Origin of the sequence: Pseudofrankia inefficax, from assembly GCF_000166135.1 — a bacterium.
Taxonomy (GTDB): Bacteria; Actinomycetota; Actinomycetes; order Frankiales; family Frankiaceae; genus Pseudofrankia; species Pseudofrankia inefficax.
On record NC_014666.1, the window covers coordinates 3,902,318 to 3,920,782 of the forward strand.

Here is an 18,465-nt window from a genome sequence, read left to right on the forward strand (position 1 = left end):
CGATGGCGCTGGCCCGTAGCACGCTTCGGCATCCGAGAGTTAGCCGTACGCCACCGAACAAGCGTCTTCGGGATGGCAAAGAGTGCAGCGAAAGGGCATGCATTGCGTGACGTTGCGCCAGAGCCTGACAAGTCGACGCGGTTGAAGTCATACCGGCTCGCGGTGCGTAAACCTTCGGTCGTCAGCCGCGACGGCAACATCGAGATGACCCTGCCCACCTACTTCGGCGGCCGGAAGTGGATCATTCCCTTACGTCAGATAGCGGTACGGGATCTATCTGCGGCGCCTTCCGTCGACAACACGGCAGACCGCGAACCCGTCCTTGCCCGTGAACTGCGCGTGCCCTACCTGTTCACCACAGGGCCCGTCACGAAACCGAACCTGCAGTTGATGTTCGACGAGCCGCAGCGTGTACCACCGGTGCGACTCGCAGCCGCGTTCGCGCCGAACACCGACCTGCCGTTCGGCTACCGCTCGACCCGGTCGCAGATCGGAGACCACGTCGACGGTGTCCTCCTGCGAGCCTACGACTCAGCGAAGCTCAGCCGCCTTCTCAAGGCGGCCGGCGCGCGTCCATTCGACGACCCGACCAGCTGGATGCACGAGCACCGAACGATCGTTTCGGACGCCACGGAACGGGATACCCTCACGCGGCGGCGCCGCACCGGGCGCAGTCTTCAACGCGTCGCAGCGGTCCTACTCTTCGCGACCTTGGTAGCCGGCCGGTGGCTTCTCCCGGGCAACGGCCCGTGGTGGCCAGTACTGCTCCTGCTAGGCGTCCTCATCGGGCTTCTCGGACTGGCCGCGGTCGGCCGCCGACTGGCGCGGTAGCGGCCGGAACCGTACCCTTCCGCCGCTTACGGCCCGTACACCCGGTCCGCGACCATCGTGACCAGAGCAGATCGACGCCGGCCCATTTGTCCCCGGAGCCCGCGACGCCGAGGACGAGCAGCGCGGTGAGCGCGGCCGACGAGGTCCTACTTTTCGTCCGGTATGCCGGGAAGCCTGGTCAGCGGTCCTGTCCGTCATCGCCAGTCCCGGGAGGCGCGATGCCCAGCCACGACGTGAAGCCCGGACGAGCGGCCCGTCGGCGCCGCCCTGCGGGGCGACCCCGAGCGTTGGCCGGGCCGGCGTCGCGCTGGATCCGCCACGTGATGACATCCAGCCGCGCGCTCCTCCCGGAGCGGCCTGAGACCAGGCTGGCGGCGATGGTCATCGGCCTGCTGCTCGTCGCGCTGGCACTGGTCGAGGGGGTGACGTCCTGGCAGATGATCGTGACGCGGGCGGCCCGCGCGCAGGCGACGGCGGTAGCCGTCGGAACGCTCGACCCGAGCCACCAGCAGTACAAGGACGAGATTTGGGTCCGTTGGGTCGACGCGGGCGGCGACCCACACACGCAAGGTGTCAGCACGAACGACGACGTCGCTCCCAAGCCGGGCACGACCTTCTCTGTGGCATACGACCCGCGCCATCCATCCGCGCCTGCCTACCTCTCCGGCCCCGCCACCGAGGTCAACGACAGCCACATCGTGCTTGCGCCGGGAATCCTGTACGGCGTGTCGCTCGTGGCGCAGTTCCTGTGCTGGTGTGGCCGGCGTGCTCGGAGCCGGTGGACCTCCCGGTTGCCGGCCCGGCCGATGACAGCGGTCGCCTACTCGGCGAACTACCCCAGGGGTAACCGCGCCGACGACCTGTTCCGGCTGGTCGGGCCATCCACCTGGCTGCGGCTGAGCCCGCCGGACGGGGCGAGTTCGGCCCCGGGCGCGGCGGTGTGGCAGCGGGTGATGTGGAACCCGACCTTCGAAGGCGCCTCGGCGCGTGGCGCGGTCACCGTCCGCGGAACGCCCGCGGTCGACCATGTGGTCGGCGTGGAGCTGGCCGATGGGACGCAACTGGTCCCTATCGGACCGGTCCGTGACCGGCCGCGTAACCGTCTCCTACTCACGGAGCTGGGCGCCAAGCCACGGCAGGGCAACCGTCCTAGGCCCCCGCTCGCCCGCAACGCCACCGTCTGCCTGCTCGCCCCGGCCGCGGCGCTGGTCGGAGCGGTCGGCGGCTTCCTCTCGCACAGTTCGGCGTCGTCGATCCTCGGTGGAGTTTTCGCGTCGCTCGGCTGCGCACTCGCCGGAGCCGCCTTGGTCATCAATGGATGGGCCCTCACCGGTGGAGCCCCGCGACGGTGACACCGGCGCCAGTTACAGGCTCCATTGACATGGCGAAGGCCAACTGGGTCGCCCTTACCGCGGGGAATGACCCCCAGCCACCGCCGACGGCGATGTCGCGATCTCGCCGCGTCGCTGCCGATCCGGCTCTGCGTGCTCGGTCTTCGGATCCCATTGTCCGCGACAGCGTCGACATCCACGGCCCTACCTGTCCGTGCCCGCTACGAGTGGCGCGCATTTTGAGACTGCATGATCATCCGGTTCGTACGGAGAAATGGTCTCCGCTAGACCCCACTGGCCCTCACAGCCGCGGGCCACAAGCCATCGCACAGCGTCGTCGGACAGATCGATCCAACCGGCGAGATCCGCTACCGTGCCCCTGCGAACCGCCACACCTGGTACTCGACCGGCCGGCTGGACAGCCGGCTCACGAGCGTCACTGTGCATAACCCATCGCGCCCTGACCTCCGAACAGATCGCCGACGCCCGCATCCTGCTCGGCGCCGGACAAACCCGAACCGCCGTCGCCGCCAAGCTACGCGTCTCCCGCTGGACACTTAGCCGCGCCCTCGACACCGCGCCCCGCTGACGCCCGCCACCGGGTGCCAACGCTTGACCGCAGCGGACAGGCCACGCGCGGATCGCGGCACGACAAGATGCTTTCTCAGCTTGCTGACCACCACTGGGCGTGGGTCCGCTTCGCCCGGCAGCCAGGGTGACAGGAGTTGGGCAACGGGAGACTGTCACGCCGAGATCTGGGATGGCCGGGAGGTGAGACTCCTCCCGGCTACTCGACCTGAGGTAGAGCCAGCTATACCGCGCGGGTACCGCAGCCTCACCCGGTTGTGCTAGCTCATGTGCCATCGCGCTCCGAGCGGCCCTTCTCTACTGTCGTCCCATGCGATTTCGATCGATCACGACAACTGGTGCCGCCGAACCAACACCAGGTTCCGACCGCAAAAATGTTCGACTGGATTCGAGGTCCGTGATCGGGTTGCTGCTGGTGGCCGGCGCAGCTTTGGTGGCAGCATTCGTGTTCGCCCCTGCCGCCCTCCTGAGGCCAAGTGACGCGAAACTGCAGGACGACATCGGGCGCGCTCTCGTCGAGTATTGGCGAAGCGGATCCCCGGCGTTCCCCGCCCGGCTGACGACGCTGGTCGACTACTGGTTTCAATGGCATGCGATCAAGGTGGCAATCAGCGCGTTGTTGGTTATTGTCCTCGCCCTGCTCGCCACCGCGCTGTGGCAGAGATACCTGCGTGCCCGGCCCTGGTACGCGGCGGTCGCCACAGCCGCAACGGTGTTGACGGTTTTCGCCATATGGGTGCTGTCGGTGAACATCCAGGTGATGGCCCTACCTCTGATCCCGTTGCTGGGGCTGCTACCCGGTAGAACCGCCGACGGAAATCTCGCACAGGTTTTGAGTGAGATGCGCGAAGGGCTGACGGATTCGGCCAGCCCGCACGCCGGTTCCCCTACGCTGACGGCGCTGCTCGGCGAGGTCGAGCGATACTACTGGGTCACGGCGGCGATTTCCGCCACGCTGATGGTGGCAACCGGCCTGGCGAGCGCCCGTTTCTGGAAGCGGCGTATCGCCAGTGACCCGAGCGCCACCCGCGTCAGATTCATGCACAGTACACTCGGTGTCATCACGGCCCTGACCGCATGCCTGCTGCTACTCATGACAGCGGCCAGTGCATTCTCGGCGCTCGAACCCGCCACCTCGCTGCTCGGCGTCATCGGTGCGGCCTGACCCGCTCCTCCAGCTGCTGCGTCGAAGGGTCGTGACCGTGGAGACGAGCGTGTGGCGGGCGATGGCGGGCAACCCCGTCCGATTCGTCCTGTCGCGATGGCCATGGCGCAGCCTGGCCTATGTGGTCAGTAGCGTGGCGGTCATCTCGATCGCCTGGCTGGCCATCATGCCGCTGGTGCTGTTTCCGCCGCTGCTGCTGCTCGTCGGCATACCGATCGGGGCGCTGGAGCGCCACCGGCTCGGCTTCATGGAGCCGCTGGCGGTCCCCGACCCGCACGCACCCGCGCCCCCGAGCGGCTGGGCGTGGGTGCGGCTGCGGGTGACCGAGGCTGCCACCTGGCGCGAACTCGGCTATTGCGCATGCCTGCTGTCGGTGCTTGCGCTCCTCGACCTCGCCGCGGTGTTCGTTCTGTTCATCTGCCTCCTCCTGCTGGCGTTGCCGCTGTTGGTCGGGTTGGGCGCGAACGTCCATATCGCGGTGGGCACCTGGACGGTCGAGACCGTCGGGCAGGCGTGCGCCGTCGCCGGTCTGGCCGGGGTGCCCGCGACGGTGGTCACCCTGTACGGAATCGGCGTGCTCGGCGGTGCCCAGGCAGCCTTCGCCAAGTGGCTGCTCGCGCCCACCGGCACCGAGCTGAACCGTCAGGTCGAGGAGCTGGCCCGGTCACGCGGCCGGTTGGTCAACGCGTTCGAGGCCGAGCGCCGTCGGATCGAGCGAGACCTGCACGACGGCGCGCAGCAACATCTGGTGCTCCTGACGATGAAGCTGGGCCTGGCCGAGCGGCATATGGCCGACGCAGATGGACGCGCCGGTGAACTCGTCGGCGAGGCCCACGAGCAGGCTCGGCTGGCACTCACGACCCTCCGGGACCAGATCCGCGGCATCCATCCTCAGATCCTCACCGATCTCGGGCTGGCCGAGGCGGTACGCGAACTCGCCGAACGGTGTCCGATTCCGGCCGAGGTCGACCTCGACCTGCCCGGCCGGCTGCCGCCCGAGATCGAGTCCACCGCCTACTTCGTGGTCTCGGAGGCCCTGACCAACGCGGTACGACACGCTGCAGCCACTCGTATCCAGATCAGTGGCAGACTCGCTGAGCAACGGCTGGCGCTGACAATCGTCGATGACGGTAGGGGCGGCGCTGAACCGTCACTGGGCACGGGCATGCGGGGGCTGGCCGACCGAGTGGCCGTCGTGGCTGGCGCCCTGGAGATCAGCAGCCCACAAGGAGGGCCCACCACAGTGCGGATCGACCTGCCGTGTCGCTACGAATAGTGCTTGCCGAAGACGCCACGCTCATGCGGGCCGGACTCGTCAGCCTGCTCGAAGGACTGGGTCACACCCTGGCGGCGGCGGTCGGCGACGGTGACTCGATGTTGGCGGCCGCCCGGGAGCACCGACCCGACCTGGTCATCACCGATGTCCGCATGCCGCCCAGTTTCACCGACGAAGGGCTGCGTGCCGCGGTGACACTACGCGCCGGCGACCCGAGCGCGGCGGTCCTCGTGCTGTCGCAGTACGCGGCCACCGCGTACGCCGCTGAACTGCTCGGCCCGTCCGGACGGGCCGGAGTTGGCTACCTACTCAAGGATCGCATCGGCGAGGTCGCCGACTTCTCCGACGCGGTGTCGCGGGTCGCGGCTGGCGAGACCGTCATCGACCCCGACGTGGTACGGCAGTTGCTGAACCGCCCCCGCACGACCAACCCACTCGACCGGTTGACCGCACGGGAACGGGAGGTGCTCGGGCACATGGCCGAAGGACACAACAACCCGTCCATCGCCCGAACGCTCGGAATCAGCGACGCCGCGGTGGCCAAACACATCGGCAACATCTTCACCAAACTCGACCTCCCCGAGGCCGACGGCCACCGCCGGGTACTCGCCGTCCTGACCTACCTGCGAAGCTGACCGCACCCGAGTCGGCGACGGCAGCGACGGCGGCGGCAGCGACGGCGCAAACGGCGCGCGCGAGCGGCGAACTGTGCGTGCATCCGGAGCCACTACCCCTCACCTCGGTAGACACCGAACAGGCGTCGAGGTTGGAGGCCGCACCAGACAAAGATCAATCCCTCGTCGTTGTTCTTCGCTGGAACCAAGGCCACGACCGGAAAGTTCGAACTGACCATCCACCCCAACGGCTGCTACGAAGCCGGCGGACCCACCAAGGTCGTCGGCCCGATCACGATCCGCGCCGCCAACGGCACGAACGTCACCAACCCGGTCTTCGATTTCGACGCCTGCTTCGACACCACCTGAACAACCCGGCCCGCCCGGACGGGCAAGGCGCCCAGGCAGGCCACGGCCTCCGAGGCCGCCCGCGGCTAGCGAAGCCACGAGTCTCTCCGCGCAGAGGACCGAACGCAGGCCGGCCGTCGGCGTTGGACCGCCCTTCGGGTCGACGCCGTCATGGCGTGCGACCTCGGAGGCCTGCGGCCCGCTTCTGGGTCCCGGCCCAGGCCGGTCGTGCTCCGGCGAGCCCTGGGCTGCAAGGCGGGGGAGCGGCGATGGACCACAGTGACCGCGAGCTGGCCGAGATCCAGCGCCAGCACCGGGAGCAGACCTACGACGCGCTCCCCGGCATGTACGGAGACCAATTCGCCGAGCTCCGCACACGCGGACACGACATTGACCTGGCACCTGACTGGAGTGAAGGCTTCGTGTCGGCAGCCGAAATCAACGAAGACCAGGGATCAGTCGAAGCCGGCCCTCACCCCACCCAACCCACCCACCAACCCGCCCGAACCACGCGAATGGACACCGACCAGCTAGACCCCGACACCGCGCGGGACGCCTGGCGTGTCACCGCCCGATCGGCCCGGGACCGGATCGTCCACGGGACGTCCGGTTCACGGTCCCCGGCACCAGACCCCTACCGGGCGGGGTTGGGGCGGATGGCGTCCGCGACCGCGCTCAGCGTGCCCTCGACGACCCGGTAGTAGGCCCACCTGCCGCGCTGCTCACGGGTGATGAGCTGGGCGTCGGCGAGGATCTTCATGTGATGCGACACGGTCGGCTGCGACAACGCGACCGGCTCCGTGAGGTCACAGATACACGCCTCACCACCCTCGGCGGCGGCGATCATCGACAGCAGGCGCACCCGGGTCGGGTCGCCGAGGGCTTTGAAGACGCGGGCGAGGCGTTCGGCGGTGTCGACGTCGAGCACGCCGCCGGTGACCGGTGAACAGCAGACGGCCAGGTCCTCGCTGATCAACGGGAGTGTTCTGGTGGGCATACGCCCAGTCTGCACCCCTGATTGACATCCGTCGATACATCGAAGAGAGTCGATGCATCGACAGGTGTCAATGGGAGGAGTGGGTATGGACGGGTTGCCGGTGGCGGTGATCGGCGCCGGGCCGCAGGGTCTCGCAGCCGGGGCGCATCTGCTGGAGCGTGGCCTGGAGCCGGTGGTCTTCGAGGCCGGGGACGGGCCGGGCGCGGCGGTGGCCGCGTGGGGGCATGTGCGGCTGTTCTCCGCCTGGCCCGAGCTCATCGACCCAGCCGCCGCCCGACTGTTGGCCCCGGCGGGGTGGGTCGCGCCGGGGAGTGGCTATCCGACCGGTACGGAGTGGATCGGTTCGTATCTGGCTCCGCTGGCCGGGGCTCTGGGCGAGCGGGTCCGGTATGGGACGCGCGTGGTCGGGGTGTCCAGGCAGGGCCACGACCGTCTGGTTAGTGCGCACCGCGACGAAGCACCGTTCGTGATCCACGCCGTCGACCCCGACGGGGTCGAAACGCGCCGCTTGGTCCGCGCGGTGATCGACGCCTCGGGCACCTGGCGGCAACCGAACCCTGCCGGCGCCGACGGTCTGCCAGCACTCGGCGAGCAGGCGGCGGTCGCCGCCGGTGTGCTGTCCTACCTGCCCCCGACTCCTGCGCAGGCTGCGGCCCTCGCCGGAGGGCACGTGGTGGTGGTCGGTAGCGGCCATTCGGCGATGACAACGATCATCGACCTCGCCGCGGTCGCCCGCGAGGCGCCCGGCACGAGGGTCAGCTGGGTGCTGCGCCGTGGGACGGTCGGTGACACGTTCGGCGGCGCGGCCGACGCCCTGCCCGCCCGCGGCGCTCTCGGAATCCGCTCCCGCCAAGCCGTCGACGACGGGCTGGTCGAGTTGGTCACCGGGTTCCGCGTGAACCGGGTCGATCTGGAGGGCGGGCAGGTCGTACTGGTCGCCGAGGACGGCCGCGCCCTGCCGCCGGCCGACCTGGTGGTGGCGGTGACCGGGTTCCGGCCGGACCTGTCGTTCCTGTCGGAGATGCGCCTCGACCTGGACCCGATCCTGCAAGCCCCCGTCCGGCTGGCACCGGAGATCGATCCCAACGTGCACTCGTGCGGCACGGTGATGCCGCATGGCGCCCGCGAGCTCGCCCACCCGGAGGCGGGGCTGTTCCTGGTCGGGATGAAGTCCTACGGTCGGGCCCCGACGTTCCTGGCGATGACCGGCTACGAGCAGGTCCGCAGCGTCGTCGCCGCCCTCGCCGGCGACCACCAGGCCGCCGCCCGCGTCGAACTGACCCTCCCGAACACCGGCGTCTGCTCCGGTGGCGGCCTCGCCGACGAGACAGCCGAGGCCGCCGGCAGTGGGGGTTGCTGCGCGCCGCCGGTCGAGGTCCTCTCGATCGGCCGCGCTCCGGCGTCGGCGTAGGTGGTCTGGTGGTCGACATCTCCACCGGCGAGGGGCCTGCGGCGGTCGGTCCCCGGCGGGCGCTGATAGCGCTGTGCGTGACCACGATCGTCAGCTACGGCGTGCTGTACTACGCGTTCCCCGTCCTCGCTGGGGGGATCGCCGCCGACACCGGCTGGTCGCGCACGGCGGTGACCGCGGCGTTCTCGGCGGGGAACCTGCTGGGCGCGGTGGCTGGCGTGCCGGTCGGGCGGGTTCTGGGCGGGCGCGGCCCTCGGCCGGTGATGACCGCGGGCTCGATCCTGGCCGTCGCCGCCCTGGCAGGGGTCGCCGAGGCGCCGTCGTATGGCTGGTTCCTCGCCGCCTGGCTGACCGCCGGGGTCGCGATGGCCGGGGTGTTCTACCCACCCGCCTTCGCCGCGCTCACCGGCTGGTACGGACCCCACCGCGTCCGCGCCCTGACCACACTCACCCTCGCCGCGGGCTTCGCGAGCACGATCTTCGCGCCGCTGACCGCCGCGCTCGCGGGCCATCTGGACTGGCGGGAGGTCTACCTCGTCCTCGCCGCGATCCTCGCCGTGATCACGATCCCCGCCCATGCCTGGGCACTCAGTCCGCCCTGGCATCCCGAGCAGCACGCCAGCACCGGCCGCGACCGGGCCCGCCACGAGACGAGCCGGCGCAGCGATCGCGAAGTGCTGGCCAGCCGGGAGTTCCTGTTGCTCGTCGCGGCGCTGACGTTCAGCGCGTTCGCGCTCTACGCCGTCGTGGTCAACCTCGTCCCCCTGCTGACCGGTCGAGGCCTGTCCACGACCCTCGCCGCCTGGGCCATCGGCCTCGGCGGCGTCGGCCAGGTCGCCGGCCGCCTCTGCTACCGACCACTGGCCGCACGCCTGACCGTGCGAGGCCGCACCGCCACGGTCATCGGCGCCGGCGGACTCGCGACCCTCATCCTCGGCACCCTGCCCGGCCCGGGCTTCGCACTGGTCGCGATCGCGGCACTCGTCGGCGCGATCCGCGGGATGTTCACCCTCGTCGAAGCCACGATCGTCGCCGACCTGTGGGGAACCGCCCGCTTCGCCCGACTCAACGGCGTCTTCAACGCCCCCCTGACCGCCGCGACCGCACTCGCGCCCAGCATCGGCGCCGCCCTCGCCGCAGCGCTGGGCAGCTATCCACTGCTGTTCGTCGCCCTCGCCGCCGCCGGAGGCCTCGGCGCGGCACTCGCGATCGCCGCGACCTCCCGGCCCCACGCTGCTGTCTCTGCCGAGAACCGCCCGGACGGCGCCGCGACGGACGGCCACACCGCCGCGGCCTGACGACACAAGGCCAGCCTGCCAAGCGAAACGGTGAAGCCCGTCGGCGTGCCTCGCTGCCGGCTGCTCCCAAGCGTGGATCGGCCGCCGGTCGCCCACCCAGCATGGGCCGGGCGGTGGGCCGTCCAAGATGTGCGAGACGGTCCCTCGGAGACGCGATACGCGTGGCGTGCGCGCCGCGACGTCTCCGCGACAAGCACTGTTCGCCGGCGATGGCGATCAGGCCGAAGGCGCCGAACCCGGACCGGAGCCGTAGGCACTGACCGCGTACGCGGCCCACAGCCATCCGAACTGCCGCCCGAGCTGCCTGCGTGCCAGGTCGTTCCTCCATCTCGTGTATCCACAACCGTCCGTACTGCTCGGGATCTGCAATCCCCAGTGGCGAAGCGGGAGGTAACAGCCGATCTGGCGGCGCGCCACAACTCCCCGTTGTGCCACTACGGTGAGTGTGTGGATCTCGTCGCGGTGCGGACCTTCCTCCAGGTCACTTCGAAAGGACAGTTCCAGAGCGCGGCCGACGAGTTGGGCGTCACTCAGCAGGCTGTCTCGAAGCGCATCGGCGCCCTCGAGCGCGAGCTCGGCGTGGTTCTCTTCGCCCGCGGGCCTCGCGGCGCCACGCTGACGGTCGACGGCCAGGCGTTCCTGCCGCACGCCCGCGAGCTGCTCCAGGCCGAGGATCGCGCCATCGCATCGGTGGCGCCCGGTCGCCGTGCCCTCCGGGTCGACGTACGGAACCGGCGGACGGCGCCGGCTACCGTCCTTCATGCCTTCTATCAGCAACGCCGCGCGCTCGACCTGAACGTCGTCGCATTGGCCGACCTCAACCTCGAGGCGGCGCTCGCGGCGGTCGCGAGCGGCACCGTCGACGCCACCTTCCGCGGCCTGACCGACCCGAAGAGGCAACTCTCAGGCACGGGACTCTCCAGCGCCCTGGTCATCGAGGACCGCCACGAGCTACTGGTCGGTCCGGAGCACCCGCTTTCGGGTGCTCCGTCTGTGACCCCACGCCAGCTGGCCGATCACCCGATCTGGATGCCAGGGCTGCCCAGCGGGGACGAAGTCTCGGCCTACTACGACGAGCTCGCCGCCACTTTCGGTATCACCATCGATGTCCTGGGTCCTGCGTTCGGGGCCGAGGTGCTGGTGACCGAGATCGCCGAGTCGGCGACACTCGCGAACCTCGTCGGCGAAGGCTCCCGCTATCTCTGGCCCGCGCACTACGACCTTCGACGAATCCCGATCGTCGACCCGACACCGGTCTTCCCGCTTTGGGTCATCTGGCGTACCGACAACCGGCAGCCCGATCTGGCCGAGTTGCTCGCCTTCCTCAAAGCCGACTTCGCTGGCCGACAAGTCAGCGACAGCTGGCGTCCGTCCTGGGCGCGCCACGGCCATTAGCGTGCCGGACCGGCCGGTCACTGCCTGCTGAACGAGGCCACCTTCCAGGAATTCGGCCGCGACCTGTCTGGCACGAACCCCTGATCGTGGGCCTCCGGCTCCACCTGAGGCAGTTCTCGATCAGGCCGCTCTCCCTCGTCGCCCATGCGGGACGGGGACGTCACCCAGGCCGTGCTGCTCATCGCCTACACGTCCCGCGCGGTCCTCAGCCCGCCGATTTCCCCGAGCGAGCCGCGGACCCCGACCGTTGGCGGCGTTCAGTAGACGTCGCGCAGGTAGCGCCCCTCTGTCGCCAGCCGGCGCACATAGGCGTCCGCGTCGGCGCCCAGGCCACCGTCGCGCGCGACGATGTCGCGCAGCGCGCGGTCCACGTCGATGGCCATGCGGCGCGCGTCGCCGCAAACGTACACATGCGCGCCGTCGCGAAGCCACGACCACAGCTCGGCGCCGTTCTCCCGCAGCCGATGCTGGACGTAGACCTTGGCCGGCTGGTCCTGGGAGAAGGCCAGGTCGAGCCGAGCCAGGATCCCGTCGGCGCGCAGTGCCGCCAGCTCGTCGGCGTAGTAGAAGTCGGTGCCACGACGCCGGGCGCCGAAGAACAGCCAGGTCCGGCCGCCGCGTAGCCCACGGGCCCTGCGGTCGTTCAGGAAGGCGAGGAAAGGGGCGACGCCGGTGCCCGGCCCGATCATCACGACGGGTGTGTCCGGGTCGGTCGGTGGGCGGAAGTGGGCTGTCGGGCGGACGGCGGCCAGCACGGTGCTGCCCGGCGTCGTGTCGGTCAGGTACGTCGAGCAGACGCCTTGGCGAGGCTGGCCGTTCCGGCCACGGAAGCGGAGCGCGGACACGGTCAGGTGAATCCGTTCCGGGTGCGCACGGGGGCTGGAGGAGATGGTGTACGAGCGCGGCCGTAGCCGTGGTAGGACGTCGACCCAGTCCTGGGCCGTGGCCTGGACGGGGAACTCGTCCAGAACGTCCAGCGCCTGCCGGTCGCGGGTCCAGCGTGCCCATTCCTCGCGCGCGTCCGAGTGCGTCAGCTTCGCGAACGGGTGCGCGTCGCTGCGGCGTGCGACGAACCGGACGAGATCGGGGCTGATCGTCGTCACGTCGAGATGGTCACGGATCGCGTCGGCCAGTCGCATCCCGGCCGGATGGCCGCTGAGCGAGACTGGTGTCTCGCCGGCGAGCCCGGTCAGGCCCAGCCACTCGGCGACGTGGCGGGCGGCGTTGACCGGCCAGACCCGCAGGCTGTCACCGACCTCGTAGGACAGGGCGCCGGCGTCGAGGACGATCTCGCGGGTCTCCCGTGCGGAACCGGGCCCGCTGAGCGGCCGGTTCCCGACGACGGTGATCTGGGTGGGCACGATGGCCGCGGGACCTGGCGGCCCAGTCGCCGGAGGTGGGGGAACGGCGGTGGTCGCCGGAGCGGGGCGGGCCGCGGGGTGGGGCCGCCCGGTCACCGGGAGGACGGTGTCGAGCCAGCGCGCGGCGTCCGCCTCGTAGTCGGGCTCGCAGTCGACGCGAGGGGACAGCCGGGTGGCTCCCAGTTCGGCCAGGCGTTCGTCCAGGCGGCGGCCGTGGCCGCAGAAGTCGTGGTAGCTGGAGTCGCCTAGGGCCAGGACCGCGAACCGCACCCCGCGCAGGTCCGGCGCGCGCGGCTCGCGCAGCGCGGCCCAGAAGGCCGTTCCGTTGTCGGGCGGCCCGCCGTCGCCGAAGGTGCTCGTGACGGCGAGCACGTCCGTGTCCTCGTGCGCCAGCCGATCAAGGTCCTGCTCGTCCATGGAGCGCAGCGTCGCCTCCCGGCCGGCCTCGGCCAGCCTGCTCGCGGCGGTGGCCGCGACAGCCTGCGCGTTGCCGGTCTGCGACGCCCACAGAATCGTGACCGGGCGATCGCGCGTCGCGGGCGGCTCGTCGGACGCGTGCGGCCGCGCGGAGCCGACGGTCGCAGGGCCCGCAGGCGCGCCGGCGCGGGCGAAGACGCCGGCGAGCAGGCCGCGCAGCCAGTCTGCCCGGTCTGGTGCGATCGGGGCTGAGGCCGGCAGGACCGGCGCGTCGGCGGCACCGGTGGGCGGCGCCACCCGCAGGCCGGCCAGGAATCCGGCGACGTAGCGGCGTTCGTGCTCGTCGAGATCCGGGGGTGCCTGCGGTCCGACCGACAGCAGGTCGGCCAGCCTCGCGACGGCCTCCGAGACGCGCTCCCGGCCCGCCGCCGGCTCGTCCGGCTCGGTCGGCGCGTGCGCGCGATGGGCCGGGACCGCGTGCCGCGGGTCGGCGCCGTCCGCGCCCGACTGCTCGTCGGCAACCGTGCGCGTCGCGGCCGGCGGGGCCTCCCGTGGTGCGTGGACCTTGGTGAGCGAGACCGCGCAGTACTTGAACTCGGGCTGGAACGAGATCGGGTCGACCGCGTCGTTGGTGACGGCGTTGATGCTCAGGTACTCGCCGAACAGGTCGTTCCAGTGGAACGGTGCGAAGCAGACGCCGCGCTGGACGCGGTCGGTCACGGCGGCGGGCAGCACGGCGCGGCCCCGGCGGGAGGCGACCTCGACGCCGTCGCCGTCCGCGATGCCGAGCGGCGTGGCGTCCTCCGGATGAATCTCGACGAACGGCTTGGGGTTCAGCTTCGTCAGCCGGCCGATCTTGCCGGTCTTCGTCATCGTGTGCCACTGGTGGGCCAGCCGGCCCGTGTTCAGCAGGAAGGGATAGTCGTCGTCAGGGCTCTCCGCGGCGGGTACGTGCGGGCGCGGGTAGAAGACCGCGCGGCCGTCGGGCGTCGGGAACGACGGCCGCCCGGTCGCGTCGAGATAGCGGATCGGGTTGCGGGCCGGCCCGTCCGGCGCGGCGGCCGGCCACTGGACCGGACCGCGGCGCAGCCGCGGGTAGCTGATCCCCCGCAGGTCATAGCCCGTCCGCGGATTGGCGAACGCCTTGATCTCGTCGAAGATCTCCTCGGCGTCCGTGTAGGAGAACGCGTCGGCGTAGCCCATCTCGCGGGCGACGTCCGCGATGAGCCGCCAGTCCGGACGGGCCTGCCCGGGCGGGTCGAGCGCCGGCTGGGCCAGCGTCACGTCGCGCTCCGAGTTGACCATGACGCCGGTCGACTCCGCCAACATGGCGCCGGGGAGAATCACGTCGGCGTAGGCGGTGGTCTCGGTCTCGGCGAAGACGTCCTGGACGACGACGAACTCGGCGGCCTCCAGCCCCCGGATGGCGGTCCGCCGGTTGGCCAGCGACGCGACCGGGTTCGTGCAGATGATCCAGCACGCCCTGATCTCACGGGCCGCCATCCGGGCGAACAGGTCGACGGTTCCCTGGCCGGCGGTGGAGCGCACGCTGCCCGGCGGCAGGCCCCAGCGTTCCTCGGCGAACCGCCGGTCGGCCTCGACCAGCACCGACCTCTGGCCGGGCAGGCCCGCGGCGAGGTAGCCCATCTCCCGGCCGCCCATCGCGTTGGGCTGGCCGGTGAGCGAGAACGGCCCGGCTCCCGGTCGGCAGATCGCTCCAGTGGCCAGATGCAGGTTGCACAGCGCGTTGGTGTTCCAGGTGCCGTGCGTGGACTGGTTCAGCCCCATCGTCCACAGGCTCGTCCACGCTCCAGCCTGGCCGATCCACTCGGCGGCTCGCCGGATGTCCGGTTCGGCGACGCCCGTGACCGCCGCGACCCGGTCCGGCGGGTAGTCGGCGAGGAAGGCGGGCATCTCGGGCCAGCCCCGGGTGTGCTCGGCGATGAACTCCTCGTCGACGGCCCCGTCCGCCACCAGCAGGTGCAGGATGCCGTTGAGCAGGGCCAGGTCGGTGCCCGGCCTTATCTGCAGGAACAGGTCCGCCTTCGCGGCCGTGTTCGTGCGCCGGGGGTCGACCACGATCAGTCTCGCGCCGCCGTCGCGGATCCGGTCCAGCAGGCGCAGGAACAGGACGGGGTGACAGTCGGCCATGTTCGACCCGATGACCAGGAAGAGATCGGCGCGATCGAGGTCGGCGTAGGACCCGGGTGGCCCGTCCGCCCCGAGCGAGAGCTGGTAGCCGCTGCTCGCACTGGACATGCACAGTCGGGAGTTCGACTCGATCTGGTTCGTCCGCACGAAGCCCTTCGCGAGCTTGTTCACGAGGTACTGGGCCTCGAGGGTGAGCTGGCCCGACACGTAGAACGCGACCGCGTCGGGGCCGTGCTCGTCGACGATCGCGCGCAGCCGCCGAGCGGTGCGGGAGACCGCCTCGGCCACGTCACACTCGGCGGCCGGGCCAGCGCGGTCGGCCCGCGCGAGCGCGGTGGTGAGCCGGCCGCCGGCGGCGAGCAGATCCGCGCTCGTGGCGCCCTTTGTGCACAGGCGCCCGGCGTTCGCCGGGTGGGACCGGTCGCCGGCGGCCTTGGCCGCGTGGCGCAGGCCGGCCTCGTCCCGCCGGACGTCGAGGACGAGGCCGCAGCCGACGCCGCAGTACGAACACACGGTCTTCACCGACGTGGCCGCGGACTGTTCGGCCCGAACGGTCATACCGGGACCCTTCCGGGTGAGGGGAGTGGGTGGGAGTCAGCGGCAGCCCAGTGCCCACGCGTCGGGGATGACGAGACCGTGGCCAGCCGGAGCGCCCTCGACGCCGACGCGGGGCCGGGCGGGCGAGCCCAGAAGGTGGTCGAGGACCTCCACGCCGAACGCGAGCGCCGCGACCGGCACCCGCTCGTCCACGCCGTGGAACATCGCCGCGAAGTCGAAGCCGGGCGGGAGCGCCAGCGGGGAGAACCCGTAGCAACGGATCCCGGCCTGCGTGAACCACTTGGCGTCCGTTCCCGCCGACTGCAGGTAGGGGACGGCGACCGCGCCCGGGTCTACCGCGCGCAGGCTCGCGCGCATCGCGTCATAGAAGGCGCCCGCTGGCTCCGTCTCCACCGCCGGGCTGTGCTGGAGGACCTCGACGGTCACCCCGGGCCCGGCCAGCTCCGTCACCGTCGCGGCGAACTCGTCGGCACGGCCGGGCAGGTAACGGCCGTCGATCGTCGCGCTCGCCCGTTCGACGCGGGCCGGGCCAGGCTCGTCGCGCACGTCGCTGGTGAGGGTGGTCGGAGCCACGGTGTCACGCAGCTGCAGGGCCATCGGCGCGAAGGTGGGGAACAGGCCGTGCAGCTCGCGGAGGTCCGCGGCAGTCCCCGCGCCGAAGTACCGACCGGTCGCCGCGCCCACCGCGCCCAGGAATGCCTCGGCGCTCGCCGGCAGGCCTGCGGGGAAGGGATGCGCGGCGATGCGGGCGACGGCTTCGCACACCGCCACGGCCGGGTTCGGCCCGCTGCCCGCGCTCTCGGCGGTGAGCCGGAACCAGTGCACCCCCTTCTCCGCGACCTGGATGGGATACAGCCGCCGCCCGTCGGGCAGGGCACTGCTGAACCCGCCGATCTCCCCGATCGCGTCCGAGCAGTCGGCGAACAGCGCGCGGTGGTTCTCGACCAGGTACCGCGCGCCGTAGGTCCCGCCGGCCTCCTCGTCCGCGACGAACGCGAGGACCACGTCCCGGGCCGGCCGGCGGCCCGACCGGGCGTAGGCCCGGACCACTGCGAGCGTCATGGCCACCATGTCCTTCATGTCCACCGCGCCCCGGCCCCACAGGCAGCCGTCACGCAGCTCACCGCCGTACGGGTCGACGCTCCAGGCCGCGCGATCGGCCGGCACGGTGTCGAGGTGGGCGTGCACGAGCAGCGCGGGACTGTCACGGTCCCGGCCGGCCAGCCGGGCGACGACGCTGGTGCGCCCGGGCGCCGCCTCGGTCACGAACGGCTCCAGGCCCACCTCGGCCAGCAGCGCGGCGACGTACTCCGCCGCGGGGCGTTCCGGGTGCTCGCCGTCGTTGGACGTGTCGATGCGCAGCAGGCGGTGACAGATCTCGACGGCCTCCTGCGCGGCCGTCGGGGCGCCGCCCGGCGGTGACGGGTTCACCCACCCTCACCGCCCCTCGGCCGAGGCCATGACGTCCGCCTGGGCGCGCAGCACCTGGCCGATGCGGTGCCCGGCCTCGCCTTGGCGGTCGCCGACGAGGGCGAACCTGACGTGCCCAGCGCCCTCCGCGCCGAAGCCCGTACCCGGGGAGACCGCCACGGAGCAGGCCCGCAGCAGGCCGCGGGCGAACGCGGTGTCGTTCAGGCCCTCCCAGGGATCGGGCAGCCGGGCCCAGATGAACATCGTCGCGTCGGGCCGGTCGACTTCCCAGCCGCCGGTGGCGAGCTCCGCCCACAGCAGGTCGCGCCGGGCGGCGTAGCGGGCCGAGACCTCGCGGGGATAGGACGGCGTCTCGCTCAGCGCGACGGCCGCCGCGTGCTGGACCGGGCCGAGGCCGCCGTAGTTCTGGTAGGTCCGCAGCCGGGCGAGCGCGGCCAGCACCCGCGGGTTCCCGACCGCGAACGCGACGCGCCAACCTGCCATCGAGAACGACTTGGTCATCGTGTACAGCTCGACCGCGACGTCCTCGGCGCCCTCGACCTCCAGCACCGACGGCGGCCGGTACCCGTCGAACGCCGTGTCCGCGTAGGCGAAGTCGTGGACGAGGAAGAGCCGGTGGGCGCGGGCGAACCGCACCGTCTCACGCCACCAGGCCAGGTCCACGGTGGCCGTCGTGGGATTGTGGGGGAACGACAGGAGCAGTACCCGGGGGCGGATGACGGTGTTCTCCCACGCCCGGCGCAGCCGCTCGTGGAAGCCGGGCACGTCGACGGAGCCGTCCGGGCCGAGCAGGGACACCTTGATGACCGACGCTCCCGCCAGCAGCGGCGCGTAGTGGTGCGCCGGGTAGGACGGCGTGGGGACCATGGCGATGTCGCCCGGCTCGAGCAGGATCTGCGTCAGCTGACTCAGGCCGTCCTTGGCGCCGAGCGTGACGACAACCTGCTCCTCGGGGCTGAGGGAGACGCCGAACCGGTGCCGGTAGAACCCGGAGACCGCGTGCCGCAGCTCCGCCGTGCCCCTGGGCGAGGTGTAGCGATGCGCGTCGGGCCGGTGCAGCGCCGCGGCCAGCCGCGAGACGGCCAGCGGCGGCGCCGGGATGTCCGGATTGCCGAAGCCGAGGTCGATGACGTCGTGCCCCGCCGCGGTGGCCTCGTCGACCGCGCCCTGCAACTCGGTGAGCGGGTACGGCGGGAGCTGCGGTACCCGGCGCAGGACCGGCAGATCGGCCGCCCGCCGCGCCGGGTCGAGCTCTTCGGCGCGGGAGACGCCCGGCGAGGTGACCATGGGTGG

General features: G+C 71.4%; 13 protein-coding genes. 9 read left to right on the top strand and 4 right to left on the bottom strand.

Translation table 11 applies throughout. The features are described 5' to 3' along the window. Positions 1–72: 72 nt before the first annotated feature. The 6 genes from FRAEUI1C_RS15795 (at position 73) to FRAEUI1C_RS15820 (ending at position 6,174) form a co-directional block, all read left to right on the top strand. Complete coding sequence (locus FRAEUI1C_RS15795; protein ID WP_013424308.1) at positions 73–831, top strand: hypothetical protein; 759 nt, start codon at positions 73–75, stop codon at positions 829–831. Positions 832–1,154: 323 nt separating this feature from the next. Next, the gene (locus tag FRAEUI1C_RS15800; RefSeq protein WP_041259384.1) at positions 1,155–2,183 is read left to right on the top strand and encodes a hypothetical protein; all 1,029 of its coding nucleotides are present in this window, start codon (positions 1,155–1,157) and stop codon (positions 2,181–2,183) included. A 964-nt stretch (positions 2,184–3,147) separates the two neighbouring features. Continuing rightward, complete coding sequence (locus FRAEUI1C_RS15805; RefSeq protein ID WP_013424310.1) at positions 3,148–3,915, top strand: hypothetical protein; 768 nt, start codon at positions 3,148–3,150, stop codon at positions 3,913–3,915. 37 nt (positions 3,916–3,952) lie between these two features. Further along, the gene (locus tag FRAEUI1C_RS15810) at positions 3,953–5,191 is read left to right on the top strand and encodes a sensor histidine kinase (RefSeq protein ID WP_232425444.1); all 1,239 of its coding nucleotides are present in this window, start codon (positions 3,953–3,955) and stop codon (positions 5,189–5,191) included. After that, positions 5,176–5,826, top strand: a complete 651-nt coding sequence (locus FRAEUI1C_RS15815; RefSeq protein WP_013424312.1) for a response regulator — start codon at positions 5,176–5,178, stop codon at positions 5,824–5,826. Before FRAEUI1C_RS15810 ends, FRAEUI1C_RS15815 begins: the two co-directional genes overlap by 16 nt. 168 nt (positions 5,827–5,994) lie before the next feature. Next, on the top strand, positions 5,995–6,174 hold the full coding sequence (locus tag FRAEUI1C_RS15820; RefSeq protein ID WP_041259388.1) for a hypothetical protein: 180 nt from the start codon (positions 5,995–5,997) through the stop codon (positions 6,172–6,174). A gap of 613 nt (positions 6,175–6,787) precedes the next feature. Here the strand turns inward: FRAEUI1C_RS15820 and FRAEUI1C_RS15830 are convergent. Then, positions 6,788–7,150 carry an ArsR/SmtB family transcription factor gene (locus FRAEUI1C_RS15830; RefSeq protein WP_013424313.1) on the bottom strand — a complete coding sequence of 121 codons (363 nt, stop codon included), beginning with the start codon at positions 7,148–7,150 and terminating at the stop codon, positions 6,788–6,790. An 85-nt stretch (positions 7,151–7,235) separates the two neighbouring features. On the opposite strand from FRAEUI1C_RS15830, the gene FRAEUI1C_RS15835 reads away from it, so the two are divergent. From FRAEUI1C_RS15835 to FRAEUI1C_RS15845, 3 genes are all read left to right on the top strand, one after another. Then, on the top strand, positions 7,236–8,561 hold the full coding sequence (locus FRAEUI1C_RS15835) for an FAD-dependent oxidoreductase (RefSeq protein ID WP_013424314.1): 1,326 nt from the start codon (positions 7,236–7,238) through the stop codon (positions 8,559–8,561). Between the two features lie 8 nt (positions 8,562–8,569). Continuing rightward, positions 8,570–9,859 (top strand): MFS transporter, encoded by a 1,290-nt coding sequence (locus FRAEUI1C_RS15840; protein ID WP_013424315.1) that lies wholly within the window; start codon positions 8,570–8,572, stop codon positions 9,857–9,859. Between the two features lie 447 nt (positions 9,860–10,306). Beyond that, the gene (locus FRAEUI1C_RS15845) at positions 10,307–11,254 is read left to right on the top strand and encodes a LysR family transcriptional regulator (protein WP_013424316.1); all 948 of its coding nucleotides are present in this window, start codon (positions 10,307–10,309) and stop codon (positions 11,252–11,254) included. Positions 11,255–11,511: 257 nt separating this feature from the next. Here FRAEUI1C_RS15845 and FRAEUI1C_RS15850 read toward each other — a convergent pair whose 3' ends face one another. The 3 genes from FRAEUI1C_RS15850 to FRAEUI1C_RS15860 are packed head-to-tail and all read right to left on the bottom strand — an operon-like array spanning position 11,512 to position 18,459. Beyond that, positions 11,512–15,741: a bifunctional nitrate reductase/sulfite reductase flavoprotein subunit alpha gene (locus tag FRAEUI1C_RS15850; protein ID WP_013424317.1), complete on the bottom strand. Its 4,230-nt coding sequence runs from the start codon at positions 15,739–15,741 to the stop codon at positions 11,512–11,514. Between the two features lie 36 nt (positions 15,742–15,777). Next, positions 15,778–17,172, bottom strand: coding sequence for a M20/M25/M40 family metallo-hydrolase (locus FRAEUI1C_RS15855; protein WP_013424318.1), 1,395 nt, complete (start codon positions 17,170–17,172; stop codon positions 15,778–15,780). A 6-nt stretch (positions 17,173–17,178) separates the two neighbouring features. After that, on the bottom strand, positions 17,179–18,459 hold the full coding sequence (locus FRAEUI1C_RS15860; protein ID WP_013424319.1) for an aminotransferase class I/II-fold pyridoxal phosphate-dependent enzyme: 1,281 nt from the start codon (positions 18,457–18,459) through the stop codon (positions 17,179–17,181). Between the last annotated feature and the right edge of the window lie 6 nt (positions 18,460–18,465).